Consider the following 12725-nt stretch of genomic DNA (forward strand, 5'->3'; position numbering starts at 1 on the left):
TTTTAGCTATTGCTGATTGCGGCGTTTTGCACCAACACATAAAACGCCTGAAATAATCACTAACATAACCCCAATAATATATGCGATTTCAAATGGGTCACTTAAAAGTAAAACTAACCACAACACAGATAATACAGGTGATAAAAATACCACTGAGGCAATTTTTGTTGAGTTCCCCGTATTCATTGCTTTAAACCACAAGATATAAGACACACCATTAATAAGTACCCCATTAATCAGCGTCGGCCAAAATGTACCTTGCGATGGCAACTGCATTTCACTAAATGACAATAGGAGAACCAACGAAGTCAATGTCGAGAAGATAAATAACCAGACTGTGCTAATATACGGATCAATAGAATATTGGCGTGAAAATACTGACATTAAAGCAAAGCAAAATGCACCACTAAACACTAACAATAATGCTATTGGGTTATCCACATGCAATTGGGTAATTTGCCCTTTAGTAAACGTGATAATAACGGCAATAAAACCAACCACAACCCCCACAATTTGCCGCCCCGACAATCTGTCTTTTAATAATATTACTGATAAAAGAATAATTATTAGTGGCCAGCTATATTGGATCACCAAAACAGCGATACCATTTTCTATGGAATAACCGTAGTACAATAACAAATAGAAAAGACAATCAAGAAATCCAAGAACAAAGACTTTGCCTAAAATATCTCTAGGTAAAATCAACAATTTGGCAGGTGTATAGCCTGATGCCAGTGCCACCGAGATAACGGCAATGACCGAAATAAGGTTTGACCAAAATAGAAATTGGAAACTATCCATCCCATTTTGCCCAAAGCGTGAAACTATTGGGATAAAGCTCCAAATCAATACGCAAGAAAAAGCATAAATTAAATAATTATATTGTCGCACTGCCATACCTATTTTTTATTATTTGTAGTGAATATTGGTAATGTTCAATAAAAAACGGGAGTTAGCAAAAGCGAACTCCCGTTTTATCTAATATAGGGTTTGCTAGAAATTAGCAATAACCGTATTCCATCAAGCGCTGATAACGACGGTCTTTTAATGCATCCGCATCTAAAATTTCCAGCTCGTTAAGGTCTTCAGTGATACGTGCTTTTAGATGTGCGGCTATTTCATCGTAGTTACGATGTGCACCACCTAAAGGCTCAGAAATAACGTTATCAATCAGTTTTAGTTCTTTCAGGCGCGGTGCTGTAATCCCCATCGCTTCAGCCGCTAGTGGGGCTTTGTCTGCACTTTTCCACAGAATGGATGCACAACCTTCAGGTGAAATAACGGAATAAGTGCTGTATTGCAACATGTTCACTTTATCACCCACACCAATGGCTAACGCACCACCAGAGCCGCCTTCACCAATGACAGTACAAATTACTGGTACAGATAAACGTGACATTTCACGCAGGTTACGTGCTATCGCTTCGGATTGACCACGTTCTTCTGCACCAACACCTGGATAGGCCCCTGGAGTATCAATGAAAGTGATAATAGGCAGATTAAAACGCTCAGCCAGTTCCATCAGGCGCAGCGCCTTACGGTAACCTTCAGGGGCTGGCATACCAAAATTACGACGGATTTTTTCTTTCGTTTCACGCCCTTTTTGGTGCCCGATAATCATCACTGGACGACCCTCTAAACGCGCCAAACCACCGACAATGGCTTTGTCGTCAGCATAAGCACGGTCACCCGCTAATTCTTGGAAGTCCGTGAAAATGCGAGAAATGTAGTCCAGTGTATAAGGACGACGAGGATGACGAGCGAGTTTAGCAATTTGCCAAGCCCCCAGATCAGAGAAAATTTTACGTGTCAGTTCAACACTTTTTTCACGTAAACGAGCAACCTCTTCATCAAGGTTGACCTCTAAGTTGTTATCTTGACGGCTTACGGCTTTTAGAGAATCAATTTTTGCCTCTAATTCCGCAATTGGCTGTTCAAAATCAAGAAAATCCAGACTCATAATATTCCTATTTTAGTCAAATTCTAATTCTACCTGCTCACTACCCAGCAGAGTTCGAAGATCGTTCAGAAGGGGATCCACGGGTGTCACACGCCAAACAACGCCAAATTTAAGCTTGGCTCTGGCATCGTCCTTCTGGTAATACAGATGAACCGGGATAGTGCCCGAACGGTGAGGTTCAAGCGCACTGCGCAACCGGTTCAGTAATTGATCGTTAATTTGTTTATCTGACAGTGAAATCGCAAGTCCGCGTGCATATTTCTCCCTTGCCTCACTAATGTCCATTAACTCACGCACTGTCATTTTATTACCACCATTGAAATCATCAAAGCTGACCTGACCAGTGGCTATCAGGATATTGTCTTTTTCCAACATATGTTGGTATTTATCAAGTGCATCTGAAAATAGCATAATATCCAGACGACCAGAACGATCATCAAGCGTGCAGATACCTATTCTATTCCCACGCTTGGTCGTAATCACTTTAGCTGAAAGTACTAAACCTACCACAGTTGTCACTTGACCACGAGGGGTTGGGTTCACATCTTTTAATCTAAGGCCATTAGTATAGCGTTCTATTTCACTCAAGTATCGCGTTATTGGGTGGCCTGTTAAATATAAGCCTAGGGTTTCCCTTTCCCCATCCAACACCACTTGTTCTGGCCATTTTGGCACGCTTGCGTACGAGCTTTCCACTTGCTCTGGCGCTTCAGCTAATACCCCAAACATATCTGCTTGGCCAATCGCTTCAGCTTTCGCATGTTGATCAGCGGCTTTAAGTGCATCCTCAAGAGAAGACATCAAAGCCGCACGGTGAGGGCCTAATCGATCAAACGCCCCTGCCATGATCAACTTTTCCATCACGCGGCGGTTAATTTTTTTAATATCAACACGGGCGCAAAGGTCAAAAATTTCTTTGAAAATCCCGCCTTGTTGGCGAGCTTCGACGATGGCTTCAATTGGGCCTTCCCCTACCCCTTTGATGGCACCAATTCCGTAAACTATCTCACCTTCATCATTCACATGGAAGTGATAAAGGCCACTATTGATATCTGGCGGTAATACCTTCAAGCCCATTCGCCAGCATTCATCAACTAAACCAACGACTTTTTCTGTATTATCCATATCTGCGGTCATTACCGCGGCCATAAATTCAGCAGGATAGTGTGCTTTTAACCACAGTGTTTGGTAAGAAACCAATGCATATGCTGCGGAATGCGATTTGTTAAACCCATAACCAGCAAATTTCTCTACCAAGTCAAAGATTTTCATCGACAGTTCGCCATCAACACCGTTTTTGATTGAGCCTTCTTCAAAAACAGAGCGCTGCTTCGCCATCTCTTCTGGTTTCTTTTTACCCATGGCTCGGCGCAGCATATCCGCGCCACCAAGAGTATAACCCGCCAGAACCTGCGCAATCTGCATAACTTGCTCTTGGTATAAAATAATACCATAAGTTGGCTCAAGAACAGGTTTTAACGATTCATGTTGCCACTGTACATCAGGGTATGAAATCTCTTCACGGCCATGTTTACGGTCGATAAAGTTATCTACCATGCCTGATTGCAAAGGACCAGGGCGAAATAACGCGACCAGAGCGATCATGTCCTCAAAGCAGTCAGGACGTAACCGCTTAATTAAGTCCTTCATTCCACGGGATTCTAACTGGAACACCGCCGTGGTTTCAGAACGTTGCAGCATATCAAAACTTTTTTGGTCGTATAATGGGATCGCTGCAATATCAATTGGTTCTAAGTTTTTCTTAGCTCGACGAGCGTTAATCATCTCTAACGCCCAGTTAATGATCGTTAACGTCCGTAAACCAAGGAAGTCGAATTTCACTAACCCAGCATATTCAACGTCGTTTTTGTCGAATTGTGTAACGGGGTTATTCCCTTCTGCATCACAATACAGTGGGGCAAAATCAGTAATTTTTGTTGGTGCGATAACCACACCACCAGCGTGTTTACCTGCGTTTCGAGTCACCCCTTCAAGTTTTCGCGCCATATCAATCAACGCTTTAACTTCTTCATCTGCTTCGTAAATTTCAGGAAGCTGAGGCTCAGCTTCAAAAGCTTTTTCTAATGTCATTCCTGGATCAGGAGGAACTAATTTAGAAATTCTATCCACAAAGCCATAAGGATGCCCAAGGACACGCCCTACGTCACGAATAACCGCTTTTGCCGCCATCGTACCGAAGGTAATAATTTGTGATACCGCATCACGACCATACATTTGAGCCACGTGATCAATAACTTGGTCACGTTTTTCCATACAGAAGTCGACGTCAAAGTCAGGCATTGAAACCCGCTCAGGATTCAAGAAACGCTCAAACAGTAAGTCAAATTCTAATGGATCAAGATCAGTTATTTTAAGGGCATAAGCCACTAATGACCCCGCACCAGACCCCCTTCCAGGCCCAACAGGAACACCGTTATCTTTTGACCATTGGATAAATTCCATCACGATCAAGAAGTAACCAGGGAAGCCCATTTGGTTAATAACATTAAGTTCAATGTCCAGACGCTCATCATATTCAGGACGTTTCTCTGCACGCACTTTTTCGTCAGGGAATAAAAATTCAAGGCGTTCTTCAAGCCCTTCTTTTGACCGCATAACCAAGAAATCTTCGGTTTTCATATCCCCTGTCGGGAATTGTGGTAAGAAGTATTCACCAAGACGAATAGTCACGTTACAACGCTTAGCAATCTCTACACTGTTCTCTAATGCTTCAGGAATGTCGGCAAAAAGCTCGCACATTTCTTCTTCTGTACGTAAGTATTGCTGAGGGCTATAGTTTTTTGGTCTTTTTGGGTCGGCAAGCGTAAATCCATCATGGATGGCGACACGAATTTCGTGGGCATCAAAATCGCTGCTTTCAATAAAGCAGACGTCATTAGTCGCAACGACGGGTAAACCTTTTTTTGTCGCCAATTCGACGGCAGCATGAAGATAGCTTTCTTCATCGGGGCGGCCTGTTCTCACTAACTCAAGGTAATAACAACCTGGAAAATGCGTTTCATAAAATTCAAGACATTCGTCTACAAGAGCTTGGTTGCCGCGCAAGAGAAATTGCCCGACATCCCCTTTACGCCCACCAGAGAGCAAAATAAGCCCATCTTTGTGCTTTGCTAGCCACTCACGCTTAATCGTTGGCCCAATTGCACCATAACCTTTTTGGTAAGCTTCTGAAATCAGCAGAGTCAGGTTTTGATACCCTTCATTATTGCGAGCGAGAACGGTTAGGTGAGAGATTTCATCGCCTAATAACTCACTTTCAACATAAAAATCAGCGCCGATGATCGGCTTGATCCCTGCACCATGAGCAGCACCGTAGAATCTGACTAACCCACAAAGGTTAGTAAAATCCGTAATTGCAAAGGCAGGCATGCCCATCGCCGCGACTTTTTTGACTAATGGGCCTGTTTTAGCGAGCCCATCAATCATTGAGTAGTCACTGTGCACACGCAAATGAATAAAACGAGGTGATGCCATCGATTAAATACCTATTTTTGACTGTCTAAAGCTCGTCTCACAGGAGCAAAGCTTTTACGATGGAATTCGGTTGCACCATACTGCGCCAATTTTTCTAAGTGATATGCGGTTGGGTAGCCTTTATGCTTTGCAAAGCCATATTCTGGAAATGCTTTGTCCAGCTCAACCATCTCCCTATCCCGTACCACTTTCGCTAAAATGGATGCTGCGCTTATTTCTTGCACAAGGCTATCGCCTTTGACCACCGCCTGTGAAGGCATTGGCAGTTCAGGGCAGCGATTGCCATCAATTAAAACAAATTCAGGAACGATAGATAACCCTGCAACGGCACGCTGCATGGCTAACATCGTCGCATGTAATATATTTATTTTATCAATTTCTTCAGGTTCTGCACGACCAATACACCAGCACAACGCTTTTTCTTTAATTTCGTCGAACAGTTTCTCACGTTTCTTTTCGCTGATTTTTTTAGAGTCGGCGAGCCCTGCAATCGGGTTATTCGGGTCAAGGATCACCGCAGCGGTGACTACTGCTCCCACTAATGGCCCGCGTCCGACTTCATCAACGCCAGCAATTAAGTTGGCTTTAGGATATATAAATTCCATTAATTTCTAACCAAATCGAGTACTGCTTGTGCAGCTTGTTTATCTGCATCACAACGAATGAGTTGATGCAGATGTAAAAAAGTTTCTTTTAATTCATCAACTCGCTTCCCCCCTTCCAGTAATGGAAGCAGTTCCTGCGCCAGTTTTTCTGGCTGACACTCTTCTTGCAGCAGTTCTTTGACAATTTCTTTTTCAGCAAGCAGATTTGGCAAGGAAACATACGGGGTTTTGACTAAGCGCTTAGCAAGCCAAAAAGTGAATGGTTTCATTCGGTAACCAACCACCATAGGACATTTAGTTAGCATGCACTCTAGGGCTGCGGTTCCCGATGCTAACAGCGTAGCATCCGCCGCTATCATCGCATCACGGGCTTGCCCATCTAAAATATGCACAGATAATTCAGGCGCAGCAGTGGCTTTTATGGTATCAAATTGCTGACGGCGTTTTACATTAACTAACGGTACCACAATGTGCAAATCAGGGAAGCGTTGTTGGAGTATTTGCGCCGTTTGTAAAAAATCGGCACTCAACATTTCGACCTCTGAATGGCGACTTCCAGGCAATAATGCGAGGCATTTTGCATTTTCGGGAATGCCGAGGCGTTCTCGCGCAGCAAGTTTATCTGGGTTCAACGGGATCGCATCCGCCATCGTGTGGCCAATAAAGCGACAAGGTACATCGAAACGATCGTAAAACGCTTTTTCGAAGGGTAAAAATGCTAAGACTAAATGAGTGGAGCGACCAATTTTAAATACGCGTTTTTGGCGCCATGCCCAAACGGAAGGGCTAACGTAATGAATAGTTTTAATGCCTTTCGCTTTTAAGCGCCCCTCTAGAGTGATGTTAAAATCAGGGGCGTCAATTCCAACAAAAATGTCGGGTTGTAACTGCGTAAAACGCTGGGTCAAGTCTTTACGAATGGATAATAAGCGAGGTAACCGGCCGAGAACTTCAACAATTCCCATCACGGCTAATTCTTCCATTTCGTACCAAGCTTCACAGCCTTCAGCTTGCATCAACGGACCTGCCACACCAACAAAGCGCGCATTAGGCACTTGTTCTTTAAGTGCACGAATAAGCCCCGCACCGAGAATATCACCAGATGTCTCTCCAGCAACAAGGCCAATAGTAAGTGGACGGTTATCAATCACCGAAATTCGCTCCTTAATAAAGGCCTAGTCACGTTAAGCACATTACCTTGTGATTAACGGATAATACCACGCTTAGATTGTGCAGAATCTTCTAAGAAATCACTAAACACTTTAACATGTTCGTTTACTTTTGCCGCTTCTGCGATTTCTTCACGTGCTTCTTCTAATGATTTACCTGAACGATACAACGTCTTGTATGCATTACGAATAGCATGAAGTGATTCTTTTTCAAAACCACGACGTTTTAAACCTTCAAGGTTTAAGCCAAATGGTGTTGCATGGTTACCTTGTGCGATAACATAAGGAGGTACATCTTGCGCCACACCAGAGCAACCACCAACCATAACATGAGCACCAATTTTACAAAATTGATGAACCGCAGTCATGCCACCTATAATCGCGTAATCGCCTAACGTGACATGGCCACCAAGGGTTCCGTTATTTGCAATAATGCAGCGATTACCAATGATACAATCGTGAGCTATATGCACGTTAACCATCAATAGGTTATCGTCACCCACTTTTGTTAGGCCAGTATCTTGGACGGTACCACGGTGGATCGTTACGCTTTCTCTAATGCGGTTTCTATCACCAATTTCAACACGAGTTGGTTCGCCTTGGTACTTCAAGTCTTGGTTAATTTCACCAATTGAAGCAAACTGGAAAATGACATTATCGCGGCCAATTTTAGTATGGCCATTAACAACAACGTGAGATTTCAGCTCAGTGCCTTCGCCAATTTCAACATTCGCGCCAATATAACAAAAAGGGCCAATACGCACATTGGCTCCAATAATCGCACCCTCTTCAACAATGGAGGAAGGATGGATATAGGCAGTATTGTCAATCATATCAGACCTCACGGCGACGGGCGCACATCATTTCTGCTTCGCAGGCCACTTCTCCATCAACTTTTGCAACGCCTTTAAAACGTGCGACTCCGCGACGTTCTTTAATAAATTCAACTTCTAAGACCATTTGGTCCCCAGGTAGAACAGGACGTTTAAAACGTGCATTGTCTATCGCTGCAAAATAATACAGTTCACCTGGCTCTAATTTTCCAACGCTTTTAAATGCAAGGATACCCGTTGCTTGCGCCATCGCTTCTAAAATTAAAACACCAGGGAAAATTGGTTTACCAGGGAAATGCCCTTGGAAAAATGGCTCGTTGAAGGAAACATTTTTAACTGCACGCAAAGATTTGCCTTCTTCAAAATCCAATACACGGTCAACCAAAAGGAATGGGTAACGGTGTGGAAGGAGCTCTAAAATTTCTTCAATATTCAGAGTATGATTATCACTCATCGAAATACTCTTCCTGTCTATTAATACGATTATTATTAACGAATCGGCCTGCTTTAACCTTAAATTAGGTTAACTGGCAGGCCGGAAAACGTAACTCAGATAACTATTTTAGCCTGAATTACAAAATGATTACTGATTTTTTTGATTTTGGCTATCTAATTCACGTTCAACATTTTTCAGGCGCTTATTCATCTCATTGATACTTAAGACTAAAGCAGCTGTTTTACGCCAAACTTTATTAGGTTGTAAAGGGATGCCTGAAGAGTAAACACCTGGTTCAGTGATAGGACGCATGACCATTCCCATTCCCGTTACTGTGACCTTATCGCAAATTTCCATATGGCCATTGATCACACTCGCGCCACCAATCATACAGTAACGACCGATTTTTAAGCTGCCAGCCATAATTACACCACCAGCAACTGCGGTATTATCACCAATAATGACATTATGTGCAATTTGGCACTGGTTATCGATAATAACCCCATTACCTATCACTGTATTGTCGAGTGCGCCCCGGTCAATTGTTGTACTTGCGCCGATCTCAACGCGATCGCCGATGATCACTGTGCCTAATTGCGGGATTTTGATCCAATTACCGCGATCATTTGCATAGCCAAAGCCATCTGACCCGATCACAGTACCAGATTGCACTAAGCAGTGTTCGCCAATTTCAATATTGTGGTAAACGCTGACATTTGCCCATAAACGGGTGCCTGCCCCAATACGCGTGTTTTTACCCACAAAGCAACCTGCGCCAATCACCACGTTATCACCCAGTACAACACCACTTTCGATAACGGCATTTGCGCCAATTGCAATATTTTTACCGAGTGTTGCATCACTTGCAATCACTGCGGATGCATGAATATCTTCTGCCGGGCTTGGCGTGGTATCCATGATTTGAGCCATCCGTGCATAGGCTAAGTACGGGTTATCAACAACCAGTGCTGCTACTTTGCAGGATTCGAGATCTTTTGCTGTGAGGACCACCGCGGCAGCTTGGCAATCGGCCAATTTATCGCTGTAACGGCTATCAGATAAAAAAGTTATCTGTTGATTATTCGCTGAATGCATAGGCGCAATACTGGTGATGACGGTATCGCCATCACCATGTAATTGTGCATTCAACTGCTGAGCAAGGTCAGCCAATCGAATTGAAGACATCTATTATTTAACCTGTTTTTGAACCTGACTCGTGATGTCGATGCTATCTTTTGCATACGCAACTGCGTTTGCATCGATAACGACATCGTAGCCTTCTTTAGCGGCAACAGACTTAATAGAGTCCTGAATACGAGTTAAAATCTTATTACGCTCTTCACCTTGACGACGACGGTTGTCTTCTTCAAATTTCTGCGCTTTTTCAGCAAAAGTGTCACGTTTAGTCATGAGTTCGGATTCAAGCTTTTCGCGCTCGCTTTGCTTCATGGTAGCACCATCGCGACGCAGTTTTTCTACGCGCGATTGCAGGTCTTTTTCCAAATTCTGCAATTCAGTTGCACGGCTTTTGAATTCGCTTTCAAGCTGTTTAGCAACGGCTTCACGCGCAGGCATATTTTGGAAAATTTCACCAACGTTTACGATAGCGATTTTTTCAGCATAAGCCCCCGCAGACATTGCTAAAGCAATACTCACACCCGCTGCACACAACAATTTTTTCACACTAAACTCCTTAGCCCATATGTATGGTTGGAAATTTTGGTTGCCCCCATAAAATTATGGGAGCCTTCATAGATAGAAACAGGAATAGATTACCACGTTCTACCAATATTAAATTGGAACTGTTCTGATTTATCCCCTTCGTAGTCCTTAATCGGCTGCGCATAAGAGAAGACCAGTGGTCCAAGTGGGGACATCCACTGTAAAGCCACACCCGCAGAAGCACGGACGTTACTTGCCTTACCATAGTCAGGCATACCTGCACGCCAAGCAGCAGGAATACTATTCCAATTAGTGTCCCATACCGTACCCGCATCAACGAAAAGAGAGGTACGAACCGAGTTCGAATATTTCTCATCGAGGAACGGTGTAGGGGTAATTAACTCAAATGATGCTGCATACATGGCGTTACCACCTACTGCATCACTCGATGGGCTTCCTGGCTCAGGGCCATCTTTTCCGTTAACTTTCTTCAGATAAACAGCTTTTGGACCAATATTATTCGAACGGAAGCCACGGAGAGTGCTTGAACCACCCGCATAGAAGTTTTCATAGAATGGCATTTGCTTGCTGCCGATACCATCACCATATCCCGCTTGAGCACGGCCTAGAACCACCCACGTTTCATCTTCATTCAATGGGTAGTATTGGGCGGTATCAAAGCGCAGTTTATAGTATTCGTTATCGGAGCCAGGAACAGTCACTTTACCAGAGACATTCGTTTTATTACCTGAAGTTGGGAAGAAACCACGGTTTAACGAGTTGTATGTCCAGCCTAAGTTAAGCGTAAAGTCATCCGCATCAAAACTTTCTTTATTACGGCCATTTTCTGTGATTGGTGGATTTTTACCCATAGAATCAAGGTAATCCCACATCGCAGCTTGCGCACGCATATCAGATAGTTTGTTATGAACATAACCCGCTCCCACACGGAAAGAGTTATTTTCATTGAATGGGAAGCTTAAGAAACTATCTAAGCCATACGTTTTGTTGTTATAGCCAGACAGGTCAGCATCTTTCGCGCTAAAGTCGTTATAGAAAATACGACCACCCAAGCTCACACCATTAACAGTGAAGTAAGGGTCAGTAAAGGAGAACTCAACGTTAGTTGAATAGTCATTTTTACTTGCGTTGATACCAACCGCGTTACCTGTACCTAACCAGTTATCCTGTGTAACACCGACTTGGAAGCTCACGCCACTTTCTGTACCAAAACCGATACCGAAGTTCATCGAGCCTGTATTACGTTCTTTAACTTTATAGATAACATCAACTTGATCAGGGCTGCCTGGCACACGCTGAGTTTCAACATCAACAGTTTCAAAATACCCTGTACGATTCAGACGTTCTTTACCAAGCTCGACAAGGTCATTCCCCAGCCATGCTCCTTCCATTTGACGCATTTCGCGACGTAGGACAGTATCTTTACTGGTGTCATTACCTTGGAAACGAATTTCACGAACGTAGAAACGGTTACCTGCATCAATGTTCAGATGTAATTTAACTGTTTTATCGGTGTCGTTAATTTCAGGCTGAGTCATCACTCGTGGATAGGCATAACCATAACGACCAAACAATTCTTTGATCTGGTTTTCCATCCGCGTCACTTGCGCACCATTGTATAACTCACCTGGTGTAATTGTGATCAGCTCTTTGATTTCATTTAAATGTTCAGCCGTATTACCATTAATTTCAACGCCAGAAATTTTGTACTGGTCGCCTTCAGTAATGTTAATCGTGATGTAAATACCTTTTTTGTCTGGGGTCAGACTGACTTGTGTTGAGTCAATATTAAAGCGTGCATAACCGCGATCAAGATAGAAACTGCGCAGCGTTTCTAAATCACCTGCCAGTTTTTGCTTCTGATATTTTTGGTCAGCCGCAAGGTTCCACCATGGGACATCATCACGTAATTGCAGCTTGTTAACCAATTCAGCAGTCGTGTAGTTTTTGTTCCCCACAATGTTAATCTGCTGAATTTGCGCAGAAACACCTTCGGAGAATACAAATTTTAAATCCACACGATTACGCGGTAATGGCGTCACAACGGCTTTCACTGTCGCGTTGTATTTACCCACACTGTAGTAAAAGTCTTCTAAGCCTTTTTCAATATTCGCGATTGTCGTGCGGTCAAGTGCCTCACCTACGCGAATATTTGAAGCCTCCAAGTTCTGCTTGAGCATATCGTCTTTAACAGATTTATTACCTGTAAACGTGATGCTTGCGATGGTTGGCCGCTCTTTAACTTGAACGATCAGCGTGTTTCCATCACGCAGGACCCTAACATCTTCGAAGTTACCCGTTGAAAATAGTGAACGAATCGAACGACTGATATCGTCGTTATCAATCGAATCACCAACCCTAACTGGCATGTTCAATAATGCTGCACCAACGGCGACGCGTTGTAGACCTTCGAAACGAATGTCTTTAACTACGAATCCGTCTGAACCGTATGCAGTGGCGCTGCCTAGAAGCAGCGACGCTATGAGCAACTTTTTCATCGCCATCGTTGTTATGCGTATTCCTTACTGGTCCCCAGCTTACAAA

10 protein-coding genes are annotated in these 12725 nt (G+C 43.4%); all 10 read right to left on the minus strand.

Features of this window, described 5'->3' with window-relative positions:
• Positions 1 to 6: 6 nt before the first annotated feature.
• On the minus strand, positions 7 to 891 hold the full coding sequence (locus PSF27_RS17245; RefSeq protein ID WP_206083761.1) for a DMT family transporter: 885 nt from the start codon (positions 889 to 891) through the stop codon (positions 7 to 9).
• Positions 892 to 1000: 109 nt separating this feature from the next.
• Complete coding sequence (accA, locus tag PSF27_RS17250; protein ID WP_206083760.1) at positions 1001 to 1960, minus strand: acetyl-CoA carboxylase carboxyl transferase subunit alpha; 960 nt, start codon at positions 1958 to 1960, stop codon at positions 1001 to 1003.
• Between the two features lie 12 nt (positions 1961 to 1972).
• A complete protein-coding gene (gene dnaE, locus PSF27_RS17255; RefSeq protein WP_272681922.1) occupies positions 1973 to 5455 on the minus strand; it encodes a DNA polymerase III subunit alpha in 3483 nt (1160 codons plus the stop codon).
• An 11-nt stretch (positions 5456 to 5466) separates the two neighbouring features.
• Positions 5467 to 6060, minus strand: a complete 594-nt coding sequence (gene rnhB / locus PSF27_RS17260) for a ribonuclease HII (RefSeq protein WP_206083758.1) — start codon at positions 6058 to 6060, stop codon at positions 5467 to 5469.
• A complete protein-coding gene (lpxB, locus tag PSF27_RS17265; RefSeq protein WP_272681923.1) occupies positions 6060 to 7211 on the minus strand; it encodes a lipid-A-disaccharide synthase in 1152 nt (383 codons plus the stop codon). The genes rnhB and lpxB overlap by 1 nt, the downstream gene beginning before the upstream one ends.
• Before the next feature lie 53 nt (positions 7212 to 7264).
• On the minus strand, positions 7265 to 8062 hold the full coding sequence (lpxA, locus tag PSF27_RS17270; protein WP_206083757.1) for an acyl-ACP--UDP-N-acetylglucosamine O-acyltransferase: 798 nt from the start codon (positions 8060 to 8062) through the stop codon (positions 7265 to 7267).
• A gap of 1 nt (position 8063) precedes the next feature.
• Complete coding sequence (gene fabZ, locus PSF27_RS17275) at positions 8064 to 8516, minus strand: 3-hydroxyacyl-ACP dehydratase FabZ (RefSeq protein WP_047756012.1); 453 nt, start codon at positions 8514 to 8516, stop codon at positions 8064 to 8066.
• A gap of 129 nt (positions 8517 to 8645) precedes the next feature.
• The gene (gene lpxD, locus PSF27_RS17280; RefSeq protein WP_206083756.1) at positions 8646 to 9683 is read right to left on the minus strand and encodes a UDP-3-O-(3-hydroxymyristoyl)glucosamine N-acyltransferase; all 1038 of its coding nucleotides are present in this window, start codon (positions 9681 to 9683) and stop codon (positions 8646 to 8648) included.
• A gap of 3 nt (positions 9684 to 9686) precedes the next feature.
• Positions 9687 to 10181 (minus strand): molecular chaperone Skp, encoded by a 495-nt coding sequence (gene skp / locus PSF27_RS17285; protein ID WP_206083755.1) that lies wholly within the window; start codon positions 10179 to 10181, stop codon positions 9687 to 9689.
• Positions 10182 to 10270: 89 nt separating this feature from the next.
• The gene (gene bamA / locus PSF27_RS17290) at positions 10271 to 12685 is read right to left on the minus strand and encodes an outer membrane protein assembly factor BamA (RefSeq protein WP_272681924.1); all 2415 of its coding nucleotides are present in this window, start codon (positions 12683 to 12685) and stop codon (positions 10271 to 10273) included.
• Between the last annotated feature and the right edge of the window lie 40 nt (positions 12686 to 12725).

Origin of the sequence: Providencia sp. PROV129 (genome assembly GCF_028482245.1) — a bacterium.
GTDB classification, from domain to species: domain Bacteria; phylum Pseudomonadota; class Gammaproteobacteria; order Enterobacterales; family Enterobacteriaceae; genus Providencia; species Providencia vermicola.

Bases quoted from the DNA above. Each gene is read 5' to 3' on its own strand.
- accA (WP_206083760.1), bottom strand. From the start codon at position 1,960: ATGAGTCTGGATTTTCTTGATTTTGAACAGCCAATTGCGGAATTAGAG.
- dnaE (WP_272681922.1), bottom strand. From the start codon at position 5,455: ATGGCATCACCTCGTTTTATTCATTTGCGTGTGCACAGTGACTACTCA.
- rnhB (WP_206083758.1), bottom strand. From the start codon at position 6,060: ATGGAATTTATATATCCTAAAGCCAACTTAATTGCTGGCGTTGATGAA.
- lpxA (WP_206083757.1), bottom strand. From the start codon at position 8,062: ATGATTGACAATACTGCCTATATCCATCCTTCCTCCATTGTTGAAGAG.
- fabZ (WP_047756012.1), bottom strand. From the start codon at position 8,516: ATGAGTGATAATCATACTCTGAATATTGAAGAAATTTTAGAGCTCCTT.
- lpxD (WP_206083756.1), bottom strand. From the start codon at position 9,683: ATGTCTTCAATTCGATTGGCTGACCTTGCTCAGCAGTTGAATGCACAA.
- bamA (WP_272681924.1), bottom strand. From the start codon at position 12,685: ATGGCGATGAAAAAGTTGCTCATAGCGTCGCTGCTTCTAGGCAGCGCC.